General features: G+C 64.9%; 19 protein-coding genes. 8 read left to right on the top strand and 11 right to left on the bottom strand.

All coding sequences use genetic code 11. From position 1 onward, the window contains the following. The first annotated feature begins 69 nt into the window (after nucleotides 1-69). Nucleotides 70-2,094 (top strand): ATP-binding cassette domain-containing protein, encoded by a 2,025-nt coding sequence (locus ACHFB9_RS10100; protein ID WP_417066877.1) that lies wholly within the window; start codon nucleotides 70-72, stop codon nucleotides 2,092-2,094. 111 nt (nucleotides 2,095-2,205) lie between these two features. Here ACHFB9_RS10100 and ACHFB9_RS10095 read toward each other — a convergent pair whose 3' ends face one another. From ACHFB9_RS10095 to ACHFB9_RS10065, 7 genes are all read right to left on the bottom strand, one after another. Next, nucleotides 2,206-2,874, bottom strand: a complete 669-nt coding sequence (locus ACHFB9_RS10095) for a tetratricopeptide repeat protein (protein WP_417066875.1) — start codon at nucleotides 2,872-2,874, stop codon at nucleotides 2,206-2,208. 24 nt (nucleotides 2,875-2,898) lie between these two features. After that, entirely contained in the window at nucleotides 2,899-3,705 is an 807-nt protein-coding gene (locus ACHFB9_RS10090; protein ID WP_417066873.1) for an SDR family oxidoreductase, read from the bottom strand. Further along, nucleotides 3,702-4,361: a TenA family transcriptional regulator gene (locus ACHFB9_RS10085; RefSeq protein ID WP_417066872.1), complete on the bottom strand. Its 660-nt coding sequence runs from the start codon at nucleotides 4,359-4,361 to the stop codon at nucleotides 3,702-3,704. Before ACHFB9_RS10085 ends, ACHFB9_RS10090 begins: the two co-directional genes overlap by 4 nt. Nucleotides 4,362-4,376: 15 nt before the next feature. Continuing rightward, nucleotides 4,377-5,858, bottom strand: coding sequence for an AMP-binding protein (locus ACHFB9_RS10080; protein ID WP_417066871.1), 1,482 nt, complete (start codon nucleotides 5,856-5,858; stop codon nucleotides 4,377-4,379). Beyond that, entirely contained in the window at nucleotides 5,855-6,583 is a 729-nt protein-coding gene (locus ACHFB9_RS10075) for a thermostable hemolysin (protein ID WP_417066869.1), read from the bottom strand. The genes ACHFB9_RS10080 and ACHFB9_RS10075 overlap by 4 nt, the downstream gene beginning before the upstream one ends. Nucleotides 6,584-6,791: 208 nt before the next feature. Further along, nucleotides 6,792-7,247, bottom strand: a complete 456-nt coding sequence (locus ACHFB9_RS10070; RefSeq protein ID WP_417066867.1) for a hypothetical protein — start codon at nucleotides 7,245-7,247, stop codon at nucleotides 6,792-6,794. Between the two features lie 8 nt (nucleotides 7,248-7,255). Then, on the bottom strand, nucleotides 7,256-8,392 hold the full coding sequence (locus ACHFB9_RS10065) for a hypothetical protein (protein ID WP_417066865.1): 1,137 nt from the start codon (nucleotides 8,390-8,392) through the stop codon (nucleotides 7,256-7,258). An 18-nt stretch (nucleotides 8,393-8,410) separates the two neighbouring features. Between ACHFB9_RS10065 and ACHFB9_RS10060 the strand changes: the two genes are divergently transcribed. Both ACHFB9_RS10060 and ACHFB9_RS10055 read left to right on the top strand, forming a co-directional pair. Beyond that, complete coding sequence (locus tag ACHFB9_RS10060) at nucleotides 8,411-10,174, top strand: ATP-binding protein (protein WP_417066864.1); 1,764 nt, start codon at nucleotides 8,411-8,413, stop codon at nucleotides 10,172-10,174. A gap of 5 nt (nucleotides 10,175-10,179) precedes the next feature. Beyond that, nucleotides 10,180-11,559, top strand: coding sequence for a sigma-54-dependent transcriptional regulator (locus ACHFB9_RS10055; RefSeq protein ID WP_417066863.1), 1,380 nt, complete (start codon nucleotides 10,180-10,182; stop codon nucleotides 11,557-11,559). A 96-nt stretch (nucleotides 11,560-11,655) separates the two neighbouring features. On the opposite strand, the gene ACHFB9_RS10050 is transcribed toward ACHFB9_RS10055, so the two are convergent. The 4 genes from ACHFB9_RS10050 to ACHFB9_RS10035 form a co-directional block, all read right to left on the bottom strand. Continuing rightward, on the bottom strand, nucleotides 11,656-13,386 hold the full coding sequence (locus tag ACHFB9_RS10050) for a bifunctional metallophosphatase/5'-nucleotidase (RefSeq protein ID WP_417066862.1): 1,731 nt from the start codon (nucleotides 13,384-13,386) through the stop codon (nucleotides 11,656-11,658). Between the two features lie 70 nt (nucleotides 13,387-13,456). Next, nucleotides 13,457-14,590, bottom strand: coding sequence for an FAD-dependent monooxygenase (locus tag ACHFB9_RS10045; protein WP_417066861.1), 1,134 nt, complete (start codon nucleotides 14,588-14,590; stop codon nucleotides 13,457-13,459). Continuing rightward, on the bottom strand, nucleotides 14,587-15,282 hold the full coding sequence (gene murU / locus ACHFB9_RS10040) for an N-acetylmuramate alpha-1-phosphate uridylyltransferase MurU (protein WP_417066860.1): 696 nt from the start codon (nucleotides 15,280-15,282) through the stop codon (nucleotides 14,587-14,589). The genes ACHFB9_RS10045 and murU overlap by 4 nt, the downstream gene beginning before the upstream one ends. A gap of 34 nt (nucleotides 15,283-15,316) precedes the next feature. After that, nucleotides 15,317-16,315, bottom strand: a complete 999-nt coding sequence (locus ACHFB9_RS10035; protein ID WP_417066858.1) for an aminoglycoside phosphotransferase family protein — start codon at nucleotides 16,313-16,315, stop codon at nucleotides 15,317-15,319. Between the two features lie 133 nt (nucleotides 16,316-16,448). Between ACHFB9_RS10035 and ACHFB9_RS10030 the strand changes: the two genes are divergently transcribed. The 5 genes from ACHFB9_RS10030 to rsmA are packed head-to-tail and all read left to right on the top strand — an operon-like array spanning nucleotide 16,449 to nucleotide 22,751. After that, the gene (locus tag ACHFB9_RS10030) at nucleotides 16,449-18,692 is read left to right on the top strand and encodes an LPS-assembly protein LptD (protein WP_417066856.1); all 2,244 of its coding nucleotides are present in this window, start codon (nucleotides 16,449-16,451) and stop codon (nucleotides 18,690-18,692) included. A gap of 36 nt (nucleotides 18,693-18,728) precedes the next feature. Further along, nucleotides 18,729-20,087, top strand: a complete 1,359-nt coding sequence (locus ACHFB9_RS10025; RefSeq protein WP_417066854.1) for a peptidylprolyl isomerase — start codon at nucleotides 18,729-18,731, stop codon at nucleotides 20,085-20,087. After that, nucleotides 20,084-21,070, top strand: coding sequence for a 4-hydroxythreonine-4-phosphate dehydrogenase PdxA (gene pdxA / locus ACHFB9_RS10020; RefSeq protein ID WP_417066853.1), 987 nt, complete (start codon nucleotides 20,084-20,086; stop codon nucleotides 21,068-21,070). The genes ACHFB9_RS10025 and pdxA overlap by 4 nt, the downstream gene beginning before the upstream one ends. Next, complete coding sequence (locus ACHFB9_RS10015) at nucleotides 21,067-21,954, top strand: patatin-like phospholipase family protein (RefSeq protein ID WP_417066852.1); 888 nt, start codon at nucleotides 21,067-21,069, stop codon at nucleotides 21,952-21,954. The genes pdxA and ACHFB9_RS10015 overlap by 4 nt, the downstream gene beginning before the upstream one ends. After that, nucleotides 21,951-22,751, top strand: a complete 801-nt coding sequence (gene rsmA / locus ACHFB9_RS10010; protein WP_417066850.1) for a 16S rRNA (adenine(1518)-N(6)/adenine(1519)-N(6))-dimethyltransferase RsmA — start codon at nucleotides 21,951-21,953, stop codon at nucleotides 22,749-22,751. Before ACHFB9_RS10015 ends, rsmA begins: the two co-directional genes overlap by 4 nt. Nucleotides 22,752-22,767 lie beyond the last annotated feature (16 nt).

Genomic DNA, 22,767 nt, shown 5'->3' with positions numbered 1-22,767 from the left:
CAGAGCGGGAGACGGCGGAAGCCCAGCCGGGAACGGGTAGAATCACGCTTTTGCCGCCGGATTTCCTCGATGCCTCTGCTGACCCTCGCTTCGGGCTGCCTCGCTTTTGGCGATGTTGCGCTTCTCGATCATGCCGACCTGGTGCTCGAACCCGGCGAGCGGGTTGCGCTGATCGGCCGCAACGGAGCCGGCAAGTCCAGCCTGCTGCGCGCCCTGGCCGGCGTCTCCCGCCCTGACGCCGGCCAGCTGGACCACGCTCCTCGCGAAGAGGGCGAAGCTCGCGAGCGAGGGGGGCAAATTTCCGACGCCGTCAGGCGTCAGGCTGTATCGTGGCAAGTTGCCCACCCTGCGGGTGGGCAACTTGACGACGGCACGATCTGGCGTCAGCCCGGTCTCAAGGTTGCCTATGTATCCCAGGAACCGGACTTCGATCTCGAGCGGACCGTGTTCGCGGCGGTGGCCGACGGGGTCGGCGATGCGGCGCGCCTGATTGCCGAATACCACGTCTGTGCCCAGCAGCTCGCGAGCGGAGGGGATGCGGCGCTCGCCCGGCTCGAAGCGCTGCAGCACGAGCTCGACGCCTGCGACGGCTGGACCCTGCACCACAAGGTCGAGCAGGCCGTCGACCGGCTCAAGCTCGATGCGGCTGCGACCGTCTCCAGCCTCTCGGGGGGCGGCATCAAGCGCGTCGCGCTGGCCCGCGCGCTCTCCGGCGAGCCGGATCTGCTGCTGCTCGACGAGCCGACCAACCACCTCGACATCGACGCGATCGCCTGGCTCGAAGAGCTGATCCGCTCCTTCCGCGGCGCGGTCGTCGTGATCACCCACGACCGTGCCTTCATGGACGCGGTTTCGACCCGGATCGTCGAACTCGATCGCGGCAAGCTTGCGAGCTTCCCGGGCAGCTTCTCCGAATACCAGAAGCGCAAGGCCGAGATGCTGGAGATCGAGGCGAAGGCCTCGGCCGACTTCGACAAGTTCCTGGCCCAGGAGGAAGTCTGGATCCGCAAGGGGGTCGAGGCGAGACGGACCCGCAACGAAGGTCGGGTCAAGAGGCTTGAGGAACTGCGAGTGCAGCGCTCGGCGCGGCGCGAACGGGTCGGCAACGTGAGCCTGCAGCTCGACCGCGGGGATTCCAGCGGCCAACTGGTCGCCGAGCTCGAACACGTCGTCAAACGCTTTGGCGACAAGACCGTGATCAGCGATTTTTCGACCCGGCTGATGCGCGGCGACCGGATCGGTCTGATTGGGCCGAACGGAGCCGGCAAGACGACGCTATTGAAGCTGATCCTCGGTGATCTGGAACCCGACGAAGGGCGGATCCGCCGCGGCACCCGTCAGCAGATCGCCTATTTCGACCAGTTCCGTACCCAGCTCGATCCGGAGATGGCGCTGCGCGACGTGATCAGCCCGGGGAGCGACTGGATAGAGATCGGCAAGAGCCGCCAGCATGTGATCGGCTATCTGGAGGACTTTCTGTTCTCGCCGCAGCGCGCCCGCTCGCCGGTCAAGTCGCTGTCGGGCGGGGAGCGCAACCGCCTGCTGCTTGCCCGCCTGTTCGCTCAGCCGGCCAATATCCTGGTGCTCGACGAGCCGACCAACGACCTCGACGTCGAGACTCTGGAGCTGCTCGAACAGCTGCTCGCCGACTACGATGGCACGATCTTCCTGGTCAGCCACGACCGAACCTTCCTCGATAACGTCGTGACCCAGACGATCGCGTTCGATGGCGATGGACTCTGGCGAGAATTCGCCGGTGGCTATTACGACTGGAAACGGGTCAAGGATAACGAGGCCGCGGCGCGGCTCAAGGAAGCGCCCAAACCCGCGGCGAAGCCGGTCGAGCCGGAAAAGAAGGCTGACAAGCGCGCCGCCAAGCTCTCGTTCAACGAAAAGCGCGAGCTCGAACAGCTGCCGGGAAAGATCTCGGCGCTGGAGGCCGAGCAGACCGGTTTGCAGCAGCAGCTCGCCGATCCGGCTATCTACCGTGACCGGCCCCAGGAAGTACCGGCGATGAACCAGAGGCTGGAAGCGATCGAAGAAGAACTGCTTAATTTGCTCGAACGCTGGGAAGTACTCGAAGCGAAAAGCTGACCGGGCAGTGCGACTTCGCCACTTGCAGGGCTGGGTTCTCCCAGCCCTTTTCACATCAGTCGCTGACTTCACGCGTGAAACATCCGTGCATTTCGCAGCGTGCTGGCGAGCTCACTTGCTGGCCAGTTGGTCGCCGTGTTTCTGGCGGATGCTCTCCAGCAGGCGCTGGACGTCCTGGCGCCGGCCCGCGTCGGCATCCTCGCGGTGCGGGCGGGGCGGGGCGGCGAGGGCGCGCTTCAAGTGTTCGACGGCTTTCGCGTACTCGCCCTGGTCAGCCAGCAGGTCGGCATAGAAGTAGTTGGGGTCGATGCCGTTCGGGTTGATGGCCAGAGCCTTTTCCAGGTATTCGCGCGCCTTTTTCTTGTCGCCAAAGCCGACCGGCCAGCCTGGCACCTTGGCATAAAGACTGCCCAGAGAGTTGTAGATGGAGCCGTCGAGCGCCGTCGGGTTGATCTTCTCGGCGCTGAGCAGCAGCTCGCGCGCTTGCTTGACCTTGCCCAGCGCGCCGAGGCCGCCCTGCGCCTTCGCTGCGCTGGACAGCACGATGGCCTGCCAGATCAGCGGTTCGGCCTTGCCGGGGAAGGCCTTGACGACTTGCTGGGCTTCGCTGATCACGCCGACAAAGGCCGCTTCGCGCTTGGCCTCGGGGATTTGGTAGCTGACCTTGGCCCAGCGATGGGCGATATCGGCAATGGCCTCGTCAAGATTGGCCGGGGCGGCCAGGGCGCCGCCACTGAGGCAGGCGAGCAGCAAGGTGGCGGCAATGGTTTTGCGGTACATGGGACTCTCCGTAATCGGGCCGGATCAGCGGCCGGTTTGCGTGGCAAAGGGGCGCATCTGCTCGACTTGCTTCATCAGCGAGGAGTCGACGAGGCGGGGGAAAATCGAGTTGATGCGTACGAACAGCTTTTCCGGCCAGCCGAGGTAGCGGTCCAGTTTGTCGTGCTCGATCGCGTTGATGACGCTGGCCGCAACGCTGGCCGGCTCGTCCTGATTCATATTCAGGGCCTCAGCCATCCGGGTGACGCCGTCGCGATTGAACGGCGTCCGGGTGAAGCGCGGCGCCACATAGGTGACACCGACGCCGCTTCCCTTCAATTCGCGGCGCAGGGCTTCGGAGAAACCGCGCAGCGCAAACTTGCTGGCCGAATAGCTGGCAAAGCAAGGGAAGCCGATCGAGCCGAAGATCGAGCCGACATTGACGATCTGGCCGTGTTTTTTCGCCAGCATGTGCGGCAGCACGGCGTTGATCAGATTGATCGGGGCAAGGGTATTGACCTTGAACAGCGTCGTGGTGTCGATGCTGGCTTCATCGGCAAAAAATCCGAAGTTTTGCACGCCGGCGCAGTTGATCAGGATGTCGATGCCGCCGGCCAGTTCGATGGCGCTGGCCACCAGGCGGGCCGGCACATCGGCTTCGCAGAGCTCACCGTTGAGTACCAAGGCCTTGGCGCCGGCCTTGCGCAGCTCGGTGGCCATCTGCGCGCCGCGGACCGCGTCGCGGTCGACGATGATCAGCGAAGCGCCCCGGGGGGCCAACTGGCGGGCGATGGCGCCACCGATGCCGCCGCTGGTCCCGGTGATCAGGATGGTGCTGGTGGAGATGTTCACGCCTGTTCTCCTGCGGGGATGCTGCGGAAGACATTGCCGTAGAGGCGGAAGAAGACCTTGGCGCAGTTTTCGACCGCCTGCCGGTCGTGCTGGTCATCAAGTTTGTCGACCACGTTCTCGAAATCCCCGATGTGTTCGATGTCCAGAGCGCCATGGCTGCTCAGATAGGAAAAGGCGTTGGCCGGCAGGTCGAGCGCCTGAGCGAGGACGCCGGCGGCACTGCTGGCCAGCTTGACGCTGGTGCCTTCGAGCACATAGACCATGCCGAACAGGCCGACCGGGTTGCGCCGCAGGACTGTGTCGTAGGCGTAGGCGACCATCACGTCGGTATCAAAGTCGGGCTGGCTGTGGCGCACGGCCTCGGCATCGCCGCCGGCCGCCGCGATGTCATTGAGGATCCACTCGTGGTGGCCGATCTCCTCTTGGATGTAATGAGCAACGGCGCTGCGCAGCCACTCCTGGCTGTCGGGCAGGCGGGCCCCGCAAGCCATCAGCAGCGGAACGGTGTGTTTGACGTGATGGAAGGCGCGCTGCAGGAAGGCGATGTATTGCTGGCGATTGACCTGGCCGCTCAGCGCGGCGCCGATGATTGGGGCGCCGAGCAAGGACGTGCGTTCAGTGGCCGTGGCCTGTTGTAGATGCTGGTAGAAACTCATCGGATGCCTTCGGATTCAGAGTGGGTAGAGGGTTTCGATCTGCTTGGCATGGGCGACGAAGATGTCGCTGCGCCGCAGGCGGCCGTTCGGCGTTGCCATGCCGTTGGCCGGCGTGAATGGCGCGACGGCCGGTATCCAGGCGTGGACGCGGGCATAGTCGGGAAGCTGCAGGTTGGCTTCCTGCAGCGCCGAATCGATGCGCTCCGCCGTCGCCGCCGGGTGGGCGAAGATCACCGCGCAGTTGAAAGGGCGGGCCTCGCCGAAGACCGCCGCCTGCAGGATGGGCGGGCGCGAGACCAGTTCGCGTTCGACCCACTCCGGTGCGATGTTGCGACCGAAGGAGGTGATGAAGATGTTCTTCTTGCGTCCGGTCAGGTGGAGAAAGCCGTCGGCGTCGAGATGGCCGAGGTCGCCGGTGGCGATGCAGTCGGCGCTGTGCGGCGCGGCGTGTTCACCTAGGTAGCCGCGCCAGCGGACATCGTGGATCAGAATTTCGCCATCGTCGGCGAAGGCGATGCGCAGATGCGGCAGAGGCCGGCCAACGCTTCCCGGGCGGCTCTTGTCCGGTCGGTTGACGGCGACCACCGAGGCGCATTCGGACAGGCCATAGCCTTCGAAAACAGCCAGCCCGAGGGCCTGTGCATCGTCGATCAGGCGTCTGGCAACCGGTGCGCCGCCGACCGCCAGGTAGCGCAGGCTTTTCGGGAGGGGGGCGCCGGCCTGTGCCGCCGTGACGACGGCCTGCAGCATCTGCGGAACCATGATGGCGGTGCTCGGCTGCCAGTGCCCGAGCGCTGCGATCAGGCGGCCGACATCGAGGCCGGAACTGCCGGCCAAGCCGACCTCGGCCAGCCTGGGCAGACAGATCGTCGCGCCAGCCAGTAGCGGCGTATAGATGCCGCTGATGTTTTCGAGCAGCGTCGCCAAGGGCAGCAGGCACAGGTGGCGGTCTTCGCGGCGGGCGGCGCTGGCCTCGCGCAGCGATTCGGCCACCGTTTCCATCTCTTTCCGCCCGAGACAGACGCCTTTGGGCTCGCCAGTGGTGCCCGAGGTGAAGGTCACCTTGGCCGTGCCGGGGGGCATTTCGTTGCCCGCCGCGTCAGGCAGGCGAAGGATCCGCAGTCCGCGATGGATCGCCTCGGCGCTTGTTGGATCGAGCTGCAGCGCCGCGCTCAGGCGTTCCGGATGGTCGGTCAACACCTGGTCGATGCCGGCGGTGCGGATCACATGGGCAATCTGGCCCGGCGAGAAGAACAAGGGCAACGGAATCAGCGGGATGCCGGCGGCCAGAGCTGCCAGGTCGGCCACGGCCCAAGCGCGGCCGTTGTCGGCGAGCAGGCCGAGCACGCGCGGCGATGCCGCGTGCAGCCGGGCGGCGAGCTGTTCAACCGTGGCGAGCAACTCGCGATAGCTGAGCGCGCCATCCTTATCCTGCATGGCGATGCGCTGCGGTGTCATTTCGGCATGTCGGCGCAGCGCGGCGATGATCGTGCTCATGCGGCATGCTCCCGGCGATGGCCGATCCGTGCCGCGCGCTCGATCAGCGCGCCGTAGCCTTCCTTGATATTGCCCACCAGCACATGCGGTGCGTGTTCGTAATAGCTGCCCCAGGCGGCGCGCTCGTCGGCCGGCAGGCGTTCGGCTTCGGCCGCCTGGATGTCGAGGGGGGCAAGACCCATGCGGGTGAAGGCATTGCGCAGACTGGCCGTGCCGGTGAAGCTGACCCAGGTATAGCCCTCACGGTAGAGGAGCTCGGTGAGCAGGCAGATCATCGCGCGGACGGCGCCCGGGAAGCTTCCGGAGAAATGCCCGACTTCGATGATGCACTGGCGTTCGACGGAGTAGCCCTGGCGGGCGGCGATGGCCTTTTCGATGGGCAGATCGAGGTACTGCTCGAGGAAGAGTTTGCGATTGGCCGAACGCAGGCCGAAGGCGCCGCAGATCTCGCCATGCTCGTTGCGCAGGCTGAACAGGCGGGGCATGAAGCTTTCGACGCGCGAACCGAAGCTTTCGGCGAAGCGTTGGCTGATGAACTGCTCGGCCTGAACGCGGTCAGCCCCGGCGTGCTCGATCAGCTCGAAGGTCGGGCTGCTGGCGTGCCGCCCCGGGGCTCGGCGCTTCGCTGGGGCGGCGCTTTCGCGTCGGAGAAGGAAGGAGAGCAGCGCGCGCAGCGAGGCGCGGATCTCGATCGGCGGCGACAGGGTGTTCGGGACGGCTGACATGGCATTCCTCGGCAGGGTGTGCGGCGCAGGCCACAAGACGGATGCCGCTTACATTGCAATACCGATGCCAGCTCGCAAAAGAGGCCGAAATTCGATTCCAGATGATTGATTCGATGGAGGAATTTCCTCCCCCTGCGAACTTTCCCCGAGGCCGCCATGGCCCACCCGCAGCCGGGCTCTGCAAGTCTTGTCTACGAAAATTGCAGTGCTACCGAGTGCAGCCGGGGACGTCGCCGACCAGCAGAACGATGTTGAGCTTGCGCTCGGCCGGGCAGGCCGAGATGTAGCCGATGGCGCCCGGTGTGCTGCTGACGAAGAGGACGACCGCTTCTTCCGAGGCCACGACATGCGGTGGCAGGACGCCGTGGAAGTACATCTCTCGCCAGTAATCCTCCATGGCTTCCGGTGGCAGGCCGATGATGGCTTGCGAGAAGACATGGCGCAGTGGGTGGGACGGTGGCAGGTTGACTGGGTGAATGCGCGAGCCCGAGCCCCAGAAGTTCTGCTTGCGACGAAAAATCAGCGAAAGGGTTTCACGCGTCAGGCGGTGGTCGCTGACGCCGGGTGCGGCAATCACCGCGAACGCTCGTTCGGTGGCCAGCGTCTGGCTCACGGGCAGAACGAGACAGGATAAGGCGCCGAGCAGCAAAAGGATTTTCAACATGCCCGGCCTCAGAACAGCACGCAGATCGAGGACATGAATCCTTCCGGCGCGCCGATGCTGTTGTGCCGGCTGCCAATCCACTCTGCTTTGAGGGCGAAGGCTGGGGCGATGCGGTAATTGAGGCCGGTGACCCAGAGTTCGGTGGTCGAGAGCGCGAGCGCCTTGCGGAAATTCTCGTAGCGGCCGACGGCGTAGAGCTTTTCGCCAAGCGGCACGACCACCTGCACGAAGGCGCCCTTTTCGTCTCTGGCACGGCCATTGTTCGAGAAGCGATAAACGCCTTCGGCGCTGATTTCGTAGCGATCCTTCGACCAGACGAAATCGATGCCATAGAGTTGCTTGGTTTCGTCCCGCGATTGTTTCTGCTCGAAGCTGGCGTAGGAAAGGCCGATCCGGGCGCCGCCAACAGGGGGCAGGGTCAGGTGTGCGCCGACCACCTCGTTGAACGGATCGAGGTCGGGATTGGCGCGGATTTCCTGGCCGCTCGACGCATACAGCGCGTATTCAGTGCCGCTCTGGCCGCTCAGCGTGCCGCTCAGCATCAGACCGGTGACGTTGCTCGGGAAGGTCTGATGGGTGACCAGCGGGCGCGAACTGGTCCACACCAGCGGCGTCGCATGGATCAGGTTCCAGCTGCCGATCGGCGTCAGAAACTTGCCGACCCGCAGCTTGGCGGCATCAGCGAACGCGTAGTCGATATAGATGCGTTCGAGCGCGAGGTAGGGGGCGTCGCCGTCCCGCTCCGCATCATGGGTGCTCAGGAGGTTTTCATAATCGAATTCGGAGAAGAATTTCCAGCGCCCTTCGCCTTCCCACCAGAGGAAGAGGCTGATGTCGTCGAGCTTCGCCCGGGCTGGAGAGTGCTGCAGCTTGTCTGCGGTGACTGTGGAATAGCCGCCCAGGCCCAAGCCGGTGCCGGGCAGGTGCAGGCCCTCGCCGAGACGATAAGTGAGCGCTTCGCGCGTGTCATCGTCGGCCCAGGCCGAATGTCCGACCAGGATCAGGCTAGCGAGTGCAATCAGCCGAGTCCATGTATGCAGGCGCGGGAGAAATTGCGGAAAGCGTTGTCGATGCGGCTGGACAAGGGGCGTGGCGGCGTCTTTTCCGTATACTCGGGCATTGCCGAAGTTCTCCAACTGATCCATTTAACGACACATTCCCCATTGAACATCCGCAAAACCCTACTCGTCGCCTTTCTTGGCGTCGGCCTCGTGCCAGCCATACTTCTGGCCAGCCTGGCTTTTGTCAAGGCGCGCGAGACGGTGCGGGCGGAAGTCGAGCGCAACCTGACGGTGCAGGCGGCGGGCGTCGCAGGTGAAGTCGACAAGATGATGTTCGAGCGCCTGCAGAACGCGGCGACCTGGAGCCGGCTCGACATCATGCAGGACTTGCAGATCCGCGATGTCGATAAAAGGCTTTCCCGTTTCCTGGCCGATCTGCAGCTCGGCTACCGGGATGTGTACCTGAACCTGTCCTGCGCGGACCGGCAAGGGCGGCTCATCAGCAGCAGCGACGCCGGGCAGCTCGGCCATGTTGCGGACAGCCGGCCGGTCTGGCTGAAAACCACACTTTCGGGGGCCGAGGTCGAGCTCGAGTTACCGGACGAGGCCGGCGGTCGCGCCCTCGTGATGAGCTCGCCGATTACCTCGATGTTCACTGGAGAGCGGCTGGGCGCGCTGCGCCTGACACTCGACTGGACGGACATCTACGACGTGCTCGACCAGGCGGCGGGCGAGGACCGCATGCTCGCGATCCTCGACGGCGAGGGGCGGCTGATCGCCGCCTCAGGCGAGATCCGCAAGCGCGGCCTGCTGCTCGGCAAAGCTTTGGCTGCCTGGCGGGGGCTTGCGGCCAGCGGCAAAACTCTGACCCAGGATGGGGCGCCGATCGCTGATGCCGAGGTGTTCGTCGGTGCCGCGCGCTCGCATGCCTATGCCCATTTTAGCGGCTTGGGCTGGACGACCTTGGTCATCCAGCCGGTCGATCGAGCGCTCGCACCGGTGCATCGGATCGCCTGGATCGTGCTGGTGCTGCTCGGTGTCGTCGCTGTCGTTACCGTCTTTCTGGCGACCTGGGTCAGCCGTGCAATCGCGCGGCCGATCGTCGGGCTGACCACCTTTACCCGTGGCTACATGCGCAACAAGGTTTTGCAGGCGCCGGCGGCGGCTGGCAGTGGCGAGGTTGGAGAACTGACCGAGGCCTTCGTGCAGATGGTGCGCGATATCGACCTCTCGCAGCAGAACCTGGTGCGCGCGTCAAAACTTGCCGTGGTCGGTGAGATGTCGTCGATCATTGCGCACGAGGTGCGCACGCCGCTCGGCATCCTGCGTTCCTCGGCTCAGATGCTGCAGCGCGAAGCGGGAATCAGCGAGGAAGGCCACGAGCTGATCGGCTTCATCGAAAGCGAGACCGAACGCCTGAACCGGCTGGTCTCGGCGATGCTCGACACGGCTCGGCCACGCGTGCCGTCCTATGGCGAGGTCGACATGCATGAATTGATCCGCCAGAGCGTCGCGATGCTGGCGGCGCAGATGGCGAAGAAGCAGGTGGTGGTCAGCGAGTCCTTGCTCGCCGGCAATCCCGTCGTCGAATGCGATGAGGAGCAGATGACGCAGGTGTTGCTCAACCTGCTGATGAACGGCCTGCAGATCCTCGATCATGGCGGGCGCATCGATGTCGCCTCGCACGACGACGGCGAGCATATCTATATCGAGATCGCCGACGACGGTCCGGGGATCGATCCGGCCGAGCGGGCGCGGGTCTTCGAGGCCTTTTTCTTCAAGCGCGAGGGCGGAGTCGGGCTCGGCCTGGCCATCGTGCAGCAGATCGTCGCGGCGCATCGGGGCGAGATCGAAGCGACGGAAGGCAAGCTGGGCGGCGCCTTGTTCCGCATCCGGCTGCCGCGGCAACAGGCAGGGGAGTCCTGATCGGGATGAAAGACAGACAAATACTGGTGGTCGATGACGAGCCGAAGATGCGTCGCGTCCTCGAAATCATGCTGCAGAAGATGGGCCACAAGGTCTTCGACGCTGGCAACGGGCGGGAGGCGCTTGAGGTCTTCGCCGTCCAGGCCATCGACCTGGTGATCACCGACCTGCGCATGCCGGAGATGGATGGTATCGAGCTGCTCGCCCAGCTGCGCGCTCAGGAGTCCGATGTTCCGGTCATGGTCATCACTGCGCATGGCTCGATCGAGACCGCGGTGACGGCGATGAAGCACGGTGCCTGCGACTACATCCTCCGGCCTTTCGACATCGATGCGCTGGAACTGGCCGTCGGGCGTGCGCTCAGCGGAGCCGAGGTGGCGCGCCAGAACGCCTTTCTGCGCGCGGAGATCGGTCGTGGCTGGGACGCCTTCATCGGCACCAGCCAGCCGATGCAGGATGTCTACGGCTTGATCCAGCGCGTCGGGCCAAGCCGTGCCTCGGTCCTCATCGTTGGCGAAACCGGCACGGGCAAGGAGCTGGCGGCGCGCGCCGTGCACAACGCCTCGCCACGTCGCGAGCAGCTGTTCGTGCCGATCAACTGCGCGGCGATTCCGGCCGACATCCTGGAGAGCGAGCTGTTCGGCTATGAGAAGGGCGCCTTCACCGGCGCGCTCAAGGACCGGGTCGGCAAGTTTGAGCTGGCCGATGGTGGCACCATCTTTCTCGACGAACTGACCGAGATGCCGATGGCGCTGCAGGCCAAGCTGCTGCGCGTGCTGCAGGAAAACAGCATCGAACGCCTGGGCGGCAACCGGGTGATCAAGCTCGATATCCGCGTCATCGCCGCGACCAATCGCGACCCGCGCGCCGCGATTGCGGCAGGCAAGCTGCGCGAAGACCTCTATTACCGCGTCAATGTCGTGTCCATCGAATTGCCGCCGCTACGCCAGAGGAGCTCCGATATCCCCGGCTTGGTCGAACATTTCATTGTCAAGCATGGCCATGCTGCGGATCAGACCCGGCTTGGTGCCAGCGCACTGGCAGCACTGCAGGCCTATGGCTGGCCGGGCAATGTCCGGGAACTCGAAAATATGGTCGAGCGCGCGCTGATCCTCAGTGGTGGCGGTTTGCTCGAGACCGGGCATTTCCTGCTCGAATCGCACCCCGACGCCGAACGAGCCGCCGTGCCGGCCAAGCCGGCCGCAGCGGCGAAGCTTGCCCATCCGCTGAGCCAGGCGGTCGAGGAACTCGAAGCGAGTCTGATCGATGAGGCCTTGGCTCAGGCCGAGGGCAACAAGGCCAAGGCGGCTGCCTTGCTAGACATCAGCGAACGCACCCTTTGGTACAAGCTCAAAAAGTATCGCCCGGAGCAGGACGGCGAGTGAGTCGCGGCGGAGGGCTCCGCAAGCTTACATTCAGGGCAAGTTCGCTATCCTGACGCACGCCACTTGCAGGGCTGGGTTCTCCCAGCCCTTTTCGAATCACTCGCTGATCACTCTCGCTTCGTCGGCGGGAAGCACCAGCTTGCCGCCCTCCGAATGGAGGTCGAGGTAATCGGTCAGCGCATCGAGATCGCCGCCCACTGTGCTGCGATCTTGCCCTTTCTTGAAGAGCTCGAACTGATCGCCGCCTTCGGCGAGAAAGTTCGCGACCGTGACGGTGTAACGGGCCGCTCTGTTCAGGGCCTTGCCGTCCTTTCTGACTTCGAGGACCTTGCCGTCCCGCAGCTGATAGACGAGGCCGGACACATAGAGCGTGTGCAGCCTCTTGCCGTCGGCATTGAACTGCCCCTGCAGCAGCGCGTAGATGTCGTCCCCGGAAAGGCTCATCCTGACCAGCGAGTTCGCAAAAGGCTGCACGGAGTGCGCATCGGCGTAGCTGATCGCGCCTGAGGGCAGGCCGGCCGGACGGGGCCGGACGACGCGCAGGTCGTTGCGCAGGCCGCCGCTGTTGATGAACGAGAAGTCGGAGTGGCCCGCTTCGCGCTGCGCGTCGGCGACTAGATCGCCCATCAGCGATTCGCCGTCGCGGATCTCGCTGCGCAGCAAGTCGCGGTCCGTCGTCGTGAGCAGCCGGTTCGCGATCGGCGCGACGATCGCCTCGGCCCGCGCGACCAGCTCCGCCGCCGCGGCATCGGCTTTGATGCCGGCGTCGGCCCAGGCGGGCTGGATGCGCGCGGTCTTCCTGACGACATCGCCGCTCGCCGGATCCAGAGTCAGATCCAGCTGGGCGAAGGCGGTGCTGTAGGACCAGGCCTCGGTGACCAGGATTGGTTTGCCGTGCGCGTTCGGGATCAGCGCATTCATGAAGGCGTGCGTGTGGGCCGCGCAGACGACGTCGATCTCGTCGTCGAGGCGATCGACGATCGCCCGCAGTTCCTCTCCGACGGGCAAGGCGCGGTAGGGGTCGGTCGGCCCCGGGTAGGCGCTCTGTCGGCCGCCCTGGTGCAGCAGTACGACGATCGCTCTGATCCCTTTTGCGTGTAGCTCGGGCACGTAGCGGTTGATCGAGTCAGCTTCGTCGAGAAAGCGCACGCCGGCGACCCCCGACTGGACGACCATGGCCGGCGTTTCACGCAGCGTCGCGCCGATGAATGCGACCGGGATCGAACGCTCATTGCCGTCGGCGGCTTTGTACGGGATCTGCTTGATCGCATAGGGTGGCAGGATGGGCTGGCCGCTCGCCGCATCGACAACGTTGGCTGAGACCAACGGGAAGCGCGCGCCCAGCCAGGGCGTCGCAATCGAAGGCCCACTCTTCGCTTCGCCGCCCTGGTGTAGGCGCTTGAGCTCACTGAGGCCGCGATCGAACTCGTGGTTGCCGGTCGTCGCGACGATGTTGCAGCGCGGTGCGAGCCTGTCCTTGACCGTGCAGTCGGAGTTCGCGAGCAGGTTCATGAACTGGATCGTTGGCTCGTCGCGCAACAGGGACGAGGCAAGCGGTGAGGCGCTGACCAGATCGCCCGAGCTGACGATCAGGCTCGTCCCCGGTGCGCTGCGTTCTGCATCGTGCAGCCAGCCGGCGAGGACCGCGGCGCCGCCGGCTGGCCGGCTGTCCTGCGTGCGGCCGGCGCTGATCTGGCCGTGAAAGTCGTTGATCGCGAGCAGACGCAGCGGTACGGCGACGACGGGCTTTTGAGGCGCTGCCGCGCAGGCGCTGAGCAGGGCCAGGGACGCCGCGAACAGGGCTCGGCGCAGGAATTCGTGTTTCACTCTTCTATCCTCCAGAAGGGCCAAGGAGCCACTATCGGCCATTGTCGGGGTCAGACGTTACATCCCGGTATCAGGGCCAGGCTCGGGCGCCGTAGATCATCCGGCGGGCGATGAATTTCCTGGCCGGCGCGAACAGATCGAGCGCAAAGAGGCCCGCTCCGCGCAGATGGCGCAGCAGCGGATCGTCGTTGGAGAATAGTCTGACCAGAGAATCGGTGAAACCCACGGTCGAGAAGCGGTCCAAGCGGCGCGCCTGCGCGTAGCGCGCCAGAAGCGAAGCCTCACCCGGGTCTGCGGCTCCGGCCAGAGTCTCGGCCAGAGTCCAGACGTCGCGCAGCGCGAGGTTGAAGCCCTGGCCGGCGACCGGATGCAGGGTCTGGGCGGCATTGCCCAGAAAGGCCTTGCGCTCGGACACCGGATTGAGGCGGGCCTGCAGGGCCAGCGCAAAGCTCGTCCGACCGGAAACCGCGAGGAAGCGAGCACGCGTGCCGAAGGCGTTCTGCAGCTCGGCGAGGAAAGCCCGATCGGCGAGCGCGAGCCGGCGTTGAGCCTCCTCGGCGCTCATCGTCCAGACCAGCGCAAAGTCGCCGCCAAAGGGAAGCAGCGCGAGCGGGCCTTCCGGCGTGAAGCGCTCATAGGCGACGCCCTGGTGCGGTGATTGGGCGGTGACAATCCCGATCAGCGCGTGTTGGGCGTAGTCGTGGCGGATCAGGCCGGTCTCTTGCGATCCCGTTCCGCCTTCGCAGCAGGCCAGCAACTGAGCGTCGAATTCACGGCCGTCGCGGGCGAGTGCGGTGATGTGATCGGCGTTCGCGGTCGAGGATTCGATGAAGCAGTTCTGTTCGACAAGGATTCCTTCGCCGGCGGCGCGGGCCGCGAGGCAGCGCGTCAGCGTCGCGGCCGGACAGACGTAGCCGAGGGCGGGCAGGCCCTGCTCGGTGGCGCGGATCTCGGTGCGGCCCAGGCCTCCCCGCTGTGAGACGTGGATGGCCTCTATCGGAGTCCAGCCGGTCTTGGGCCAGGCGCCGAGCTTCTCCAGCGTCTGGCGGCTGCCGTGCGCGAGCGCGAGCACCCGTTGGTCTTCGTTCTCCGAACCGGCGGGCCGGGCGTCGACGAGGGTGGGCGTGAGGCCGGAGCCTTTGAGGGCCAGAGCGAGCGCGAGTCCGACCGGACCTGCGCCGACGATCAGTACGGAGTCTTTCATCGCATCATCGCTTGCAGCCGGGCGTCAAGCTCGGTGAGCCGCTCGGGCGTGCCGACATCGGTCCACTCGCCGCTCAGCACTTCGCCGCGCACGAGGCCCGAGGCGCCGTGCGCATCGAAGAGCGGCAACAAGGGTTTCTTCTGGCCGGCCGGCACACCAGCGAAAAAGGCCGGGTGGTAGGCGGCCAGGCCCGAGAAAGTGTAGGGCGCGCCATTCGCGACCGAGACCCGGCCCGTGGTATCGAGGGCCAACGCCGCGCCGGCCTTGTGACCGGGGTAGGGAACCAGCACCAGGTGCGCCTGGCAGCGCTGGGCGTCCAGCTCTCGGGCGTGCGTGACGAGGCGGGCGAGGTCGAAGTCGGTGAACACGTCGCCATTGACGACAAGAAAGGGCGCATCGCCCAGCAGGGGCAGAGCCGTCGCGATTCCTCCGGCCGTCTCCAACCCGTCCTCTCCTTCGCGCGACCAGGTGATCGAAGCGCCCCAGCGGCTGCCGTCACCAAGGGCTTCTTCGAGTGTCGAGCCCAGCCAGGCGTGATTGATGACGATCTCGCGCACCCCGGAGCGGGCGAGCGCCTCGATGTGCCAGACGATCAGCGGTTTTCCACCGACCGCGAGGAGAGGCTTGGGGAGGCGGTCGGTCAGCGGGCGCATTCTTTCGCCGCGTCCGGCGGCGAGGATCATCGCTTTCATCGGGTTTCCTGGATCATTGGCCGGGGAATGTGTTTCAGAAAGTAAAACCTTCAACTCGCTCGACCGGGTCGAGGCGATCCAGCAGCTTCGCCAGGGGTCTGAGCTCGCGGTAGCGCTCGACGGTCTTGCGCAGATAGGAGAGCACGAGCGGCATGTCCTTTAGATACGCTTGCTTTCCGTCGCGGTGGCAGAGGCGGGCGAAGATGCCGAGCACTTTGAGGTGGCGCTGGGCGCCCATGAACTCGTAGTCGCGGTGGAATTCGGCGAAATCCTCGCGGACCGGCAAGCCCAGGTCGCGTGCGACTTCCCAGTAGCGAACCAGCCAGTCTATCGTCAGCTCCTCGTCCCAGCGGATGTAGGCGTCCTTGAACAGCGAGACGAGGTCGTAAGTGAGCGGGCCATAGAGGGCGTCCTGGAAGTCGAGCACGCCGGGATTGCGGTCCGGGGTCAGCATCAGGTTGCGCGAGTGGAAATCGCGATGCACGAAGACCTTGGGCTCGGCGAGGTTGACTTCGACGATGCGCTCGAAAACCTCATACAGCGAAGCGGTTTCGGCCTCAGAGAGGCTCTGGCCCTTGTGGCGGCCGACGTACCAGACCGGGAAGAGCTCGAGTTCGCGCATCAGCACTTCGCGCGAATACTCGGGCAGCACGCCAGGACGGCTCGCCTTCTGGATCGCGGCCAGAGCACCGAGCGCGTCGGCATAGAGCGAAGCGGCGTTGCCTTCGTTCAGCGCCGACAGGTAGGTCGTGTTGCCCAGATCCGAGAGCAGCAGAAAGCCTTCCTCGACGTTCTCGGCGAAGATCTCGGGGACATGGGCCCCGGCTTCGCCGAAGAGGCGGGCGACCTTGACGAAGGGCCGGCAGTCCTCGTGTTCGGGTGGGGCATCCATGACGATGCGGCTCATGCCGTTCGCATCGCAGACGCGGAAGTAACGGCGGAAGCTGGCATCGGCCGACGCGACGGATAACTCGAAATCCGGGTTCGCGGAGACTTCTTTCACCCAGGCGGTGAGGCGTTCGATTCGATCCAAAACGTGTGACTCCTGCAAATTGCTTGCGCGTAAGGGGACAGTCCGCGCCAAGGCTTGAGGTAAACTGCCCCATTTTAACAAACGGGCAGCTGCCCGAAGCCTCGTGCGCCGACCTTCTTCTTTCCCCTGCAGATTGATTCGCGTCCTGCCTCTTGCCGCACTGTGGGCTGCTGCGCCCACCTGGGCAAGCGACACCGCATTCTCGATCGAGGCTTTTCGCGCGATGCTCGCGGCGAGTGCGACATCTCCTTCCGGGCTCGCCCCTGGCGTGACCGTGCTGACGGCCGACCGTGTCGTGGGGCGTCAGGATGTCGATGTCCGCGCCGAAGGCCAGGTTTCGATCGAGCGCGATGCGATCTCTCTGGATTCGGACCGAGCCCGCTACGATCTTCTCGCCGACGAACTCGCTGCGGAAGGCAGTGTTCATCTGAAGCGCGGCAAGGATACGATCAGTGGCCCGAGCTTGAGGCTCAAGCTCGGCGAGATGCTCGGCCGCTTCGATCATCCCGAATACCGGATCGAGAGAAGCCGGGAGGTGCGCGGGCGGCCCGGAGTTTCGACGGTGGTTCGCGGCAGCGGCAGTGCCGATGCGCTCGATTTTGCAGGCGAGAACCAGTATCGCCTGAAAAACGCAACCTTCACGACCTGCGAAGCGACTGATCCGGCCTGGTATCTGAAGGCGAAAGAACTCTCGCTCGACTACGATGCTGGCGCCGGTTCGGGTTCGGGCACGTCCTTCAATTTCCAGGGGATTCCGCTCTTCTACTCGCCCGTGCTCGCCTTCCCGCTCGACGGCGAGCGCCGTTCGGGGTTCCTGCCGATGACGGTCGGCCAGTCGAACACGGTCGGCTTGGACATCACGCTGCCCTACTACTTCAACCTGGCGCCGAACTACGACGACACGTTTGCGCCCCGGCTGACCGGACGGCGAGGGCTCCAGCTCAACAACGAATTCCGCTACCTGTCCGAGAACGTCTCCAGTAACGTGCGGACCGACTGGCTGCCTCAGGACGCTGTCTACGGCTCTTCGCGCAGCCTGGTCAGTGTTCAGCATCTGCAGAACTTCGGGTCGGGTTTTTCTGGTCGGGTCAACTTCAACGCGGTCAGCGATTCGAGCTACTTCGCCGATCTGTCCTCGAACGTGACCCAGACTTCGACCGACAACCTGATCCGCGAAGGCGAACTCAACTATTCGAATGGCAGCTGGTTCACGGCCAGTGCTCTGACCCAGCGCTTCCAGACCCTGGTCGGCTCGCCCCAGTACAACCGCCTGCCGCAGCTGCGAGCCCAGGCTTGGCTTCCCGACTGGCATGGCCTCTCGTTGAAGCTCCCGGTCGAGACGGCGCAGTTTCGCCGCGCCGAGGCCGATCAGGGCTGGCGCAGCGTCAGCTATCCACAAGTGCAGTACAGCTGGCTGCGTCCCGATGCCTACATCACGCCCAAGCTCGGCGTGCACCTGACCGACTACTCCCTGAGTGAAGAGCACAGCACCTCTTCCGGGAACTCCGATCGCGCCGTGCCGATCGCCAGTCTGGACAGTGGTTTGTTCTTCGAGCGTGCGGTCCAGGTCCGTGGCCGCACCTATGTCCAGACGCTGGAACCCCGGATTTACTACCTGTATGTGCCTTACCGGAACCAGGACTCGCTGCCGGTCTTCGATTCCGGCGTCTCCGACTTCGGCTTTTCGCAGATCTTCAGTGAGAATCTGTTCTCGGGCCAGGACCGGATCGCCAACGCGAACCAGCTGACTACCGCGGTGACCTCGCGTCTGATCCGCCAGGACAGCGGAAGCGAGTTCGGTCGGGCAAGTCTGGGCACGCGTTTCTATTTCGACAGCCAGCGCGTGACGCTTCCCGGAGAAGAGACCCGTTCAGGCGAGATGGCCGATATCCTGGGTGGTTTCGCGGGCCATGTCCGGGACGACACTCAGCTGGAACTGTATGCCCAGTACAATCCGCGTGATTCGCGGCTTGAACGGGCGACTTTCGCGCTGCGCTATCAACCGGGTGAAGCCCAGGCCGTGTCGCTGTCCTACCGCTACAAACGCGACGACTTCCGCGACGTCGATCTGACCGCTCAGTGGCCGCTGGGCGGCGGTTTCTACGGTGTTGGCCGGGTCAATGGCGATGTGCAGACGCACAAGCTGACCCAGGCGATCGCCGGCGTCGAATACAACGGGGGCTGCTGGGTCTTGCGTCTGGCCGCCCATTCGCTGCTCAACACCACCGGCAGCTATACGAACGCCTACTTCCTGCAGCTCGAGTTCGGCGGAGTCGTCAGCGTCGGTAACAGCCCGGTGTCGCTGCTCGAACGCAGCGTCGTCGGCTACGGTCGTATCAACCAATCCTCGTCCAGCCCGGTGTTCGGGCGTGAGTGACAGCAGGCCGCTCGCGGCCCGGAGACGCATCAAGACATGAAACGCATCCTCTCATCCCTGACCTTCCTGTTGGGCCTCTCTGTCGCCCTGCCGGCGATTGCGGAAAAGACAGCCATTGACGGTATCGTTGCGGTCGTCAACGACGAAGTGATCACGGCGCGCGAGCTCAATCTGCGCGTCGACCAGTATTCAGCGCAGCTGAAGAAACAGGGAACCGAAGCGCCTCCGCGCGATGTCTTTGCCCGCCAATTGCTCGACCGGATGGTCTATGAACGCGTTCAGCAGCAATATGCCCGCGAGACTTCGGTGCGGATTGACGATGCCTCGGTCGAACGCGCGCTCGCCCGCATCGCCGAGAACAACAAGCTCACGCTGGAGACGTTTCGCGAGCAGCTCGCAAAGGACGGTATCGTCTGGGAGCGTTTCCGTGAGGACATCCGCAACGAGATGACGCTCTCCCGTCTGCGCGAACGCGAAGTCGACAGCCGGGTCGTCGTGGCCGAGCCCGAAGTCGATGCCTTCCTCGCCGCCCATGCGAACGCGTCGAACCAGGAAGTTCAGGTTGCGCACATTCTGCTGCGCGCGCCCGAGTCGGCGACGCCTGCCCAGTGGGAGAAATTGAGGGACAAGGCCGAGAGCCTGCGCGCCCGGCTCGCCGCTGGCGAGGATTTTGCAAAGCTGGCCGCAGCGTCGTCCGATGCGCCGGACGCGCTGGCGGGGGGCAATCTTGGCTGGCGTAAGCCCGACCGTCTGCCGACGCTCTACGCCGATGCGATCCGCCAACTCGCGCCAGGTGCTCTGTCCCAGGTGTTGCGCAGCCCCGCCGGTCTGCACATCGTCAAGCTGATCGATCAGCGTGGCGGAGAAGCGAGCGGCCCGGTCGAAATCCAGAAAACCCATGTTCGTCACATCCTGATCAAGACCTCCGATTCGGTCAGCGATGCCGAAGCGCGTCAGCGCCTCGAGCAGATCCGCGAGCGCATCGTCAAGGGCGCTGATTTCGCCGAACAGGCCAAGCGGTTTTCGGCCGATGGCAGCGCGCCCAAGGGCGGCGATCTGGGCTGGATCGCTCCCGGCGACACGGTGCCCGACTTTGAAAAGGCGATGGATGCGCTCAAACCCGGCGAGCTCAGTGCCCCCGTCCAGTCGCCTTTCGGTTGGCATCTGATCCGTGTCGACGAGCGGCGCACCGAGGACGTCGCGAACGATCGCCGTCGCCAGCAGGCCAGGGCCGCTCTGCGCGAGCGCAAGTCCGAGGAGGCTTACGAGGAATTCGTTCGTCAGCTGCGCGACAAAGCTTTCGTCGAGTTCCGCGGCGCCTACGCCGATGCGGATTTGACCCAGCCGGCAACGAAGGCGGCCGCTCAGCCCACCGCCGAGCCGGCGAAGAAATGAGCACTCCGCTTCTCGCTGTCACCTGCGGCGAACCTTCAGGGGTCGGCCCCGAGCTGGTCCTGAAGCTTGCCTGCCGCGCCCAGCCGGCCCGCCTGCTCGCGATCGGCAACCTCGGCTTGCTGCGCGAACGCGCCCGCGCGTTGGGTCTGCCGGTCCGGCTTCGCGAGAGCGCGGGTGAGGCTCAGGTCGAACCGGGAACGCTCGACGTACTCGATATCCCGCTCGCCGCCCAGAGCCGTCCCGGCGTGCTCGACGCCCGCAACGCCCGGCATGTGCTGGACATGCTGGCCGTGGCGGCCGATGGCTGTCTCGCGGGGCGCTTCGCTGCGATGGTCACGGCGCCCGTGCACAAGGGCGTCATCTGTGAAGCCGGCGTGCCTTTTACCGGTCACACCGAATTTTTGGCCGAGCGGACCGCGACGGATCAGGTCGTCATGATGCTCGCCGGTGCAGGCTTGCGCGTTGCACTGGCGACGACCCATCTGCCTCTGCGCGAGGTCGCCGATGCGATCACTGCCGAATCGCTGACTCGGACGCTGAGGATCCTCGACAAGGACTTGCGCGAGAAATTTGGCATCGCCGATCCGCGTATCCTGGTCGCAGGATTGAACCCGCATGCGGGCGAGGGCGGGCACATGGGGCGGGAAGAAATCGATGTGATCATCCCGGTTCTCGATGCGCTGCGCGGCGAGGGGATGACGCTGATCGGCCCCTTGCCGGCCGATACGCTCTTCACGCCCCACCAGCTCGACGGCGCAGACGCCCAGCTCGCGATGTACCACGATCAGGGCTTGCCGGTTCTCAAACACGCGAGCTTCGGTGGTGGCGTCAATATCACCCTGGGCCTGCCGATCATCCGTACCTCGGTCGATCATGGCACGGCCCTCGATTTGGCCGGAAGCGGTAAAGCCGATCCCGGCAGCCTTTATGCAGCAGTCGATTGCGCGCTGGACATGGTGCGCGCACGACGGAGTCGCAAATGAAAAGACGTGAATTCCTTGTTTTGGGCGCCTCGGTGGCGGCCCTGACCGCTTGTCCGACCCTCCCCGAAAAGCCGCAGACTGTCGCCCCCCCCGCCCGTCCCGCCCGCAAACCGCGCATCGCTTTGGCGCTGGGCGGCGGCGCGGCGCGTGGTTTCGCCCATATCGGCGTGATCAAGGCCCTGGAAACCCAGGGCATCGTCACTGATATCGTGACCGGCACCAGCGCCGGCAGCGTTGTCGGTTCGCTCTACGCGGCCGGCTTCGGCGCTTTCGATCTGCAGAAGCTCGCTTTTCAGCTCGAAGAGAGCAAATTCACCGATTGGGCGCTGTTCGACCGGGGCTTCCTGAAAGGGGAGGCGCTCGAAGCCTTCGTCAACAAGCAGGTCGGGGGCAAGCCGATCGAAGGGTTGCGCCGCCGTTTCGCCGCGGTCGCGACCGACCTTGGGAGCGGCGAGATGGCCGTCTTCACGAGCGGAAACGTCGGTCAGGCCGTGCGTGCTTCGGCTTCGGTTCCCGGTGTTTTCTCCCCGGTATTGATCCGTGGGCACGAGTACGTCGATGGGGGCCTGGTCAGCCCGGTTCCCGCCCATGCCGCGCGCCAGCTCGGCGCCGACATCGTGATCGCGGTCGATATCTCCGAGCGTCCTTCGGGCAAGAAGGGCAGTGGCAGCGTCGATGTGCTGCTCGACACGATTTCGATCATGGGCGTCAGGATTGGCCAGTATGAGCTGCGCGAAGCCGACGTCGTGATCCGGCCCAGGATCAAGGGTCTGCCCTCGGCGAGCTTCGAGCAGAGGCATCAGGCCATCCTCGAAGGCGAAAAGGCCGGTTTTGCGGCCATCGCGGCCATCCGCCAGAAGATCAGTGCGTGGTCACCGCGATGAGCGCACCGCTGGACGGTCATTTCGCGCGCAAGCGCTTCGGTCAGAACTTTCTCGTCGATGGCAACATCATTCGCAAGATCGTTGCGGCGATCGCGGCCAGGCCGGGAGAGGCGGTTGTCGAGATCGGCCCCGGTCTGGGGGCTCTGACCGAGCCTCTGCTCGAAGCGTGCGGGCATCTGCACGTCGTCGAGATCGACCGCGACCTGATCGCCAGGCTCAAACTCGCGCACACGCCCGAAGAGCTGACGATCCACGAAGGCGATGCGCTGCGCTTCGATTTCACCAGTCTGCCGACGGATCTGAAGGTGGTCGGAAACCTGCCTTACAATATTTCGACCCCTTTGCTTTTTCATCTGGCCGATTGCGCGGAGAGGGTGCGCGAGATGACCTTCATGCTGCAGAAGGAAGTCGTCGACCGGATGGTCGCCGCTCCCGATACCGAAGCCTATGGCCGGCTCGGTGTGATGCTGCAGTACCGCTTCCATATGGCCAGACTCTTCGATGTTCCGCCCGGCGCTTTCCGTCCGTCGCCAAAGGTGACTTCGGCGATCGTCAGGATGCAGCCGAAGAAGCCCGAGGAACTCGACTGCCAGGATGCGCAGCTTCTCGGACGGGTCGTCACGGCCGCGTTTGGCCAGCGGCGCAAAACGCTGCGCAACACGCTACGCGAATTTCTCGGTGATGAGGATTTTGCTGCGCTGGCGATCGATCCGCGCGCCCGCGGCGAGACCCTCGCGCTGTCCGACTTCGTCCGGGTCGCGAATTTTTGCGCAGAACGCGGCGTCGCCGAGACCTGATCCGCCCGCCAAACCA

Source organism: Niveibacterium terrae (genome assembly GCF_048213115.1).
Taxonomy (GTDB): Bacteria; Pseudomonadota; Gammaproteobacteria; order Burkholderiales; family Rhodocyclaceae; genus Niveibacterium; species Niveibacterium terrae.
The sequence above is the reverse complement of the archived record's forward strand: the minus strand, read 5'-3'. Positions and strand labels throughout refer to the sequence as shown.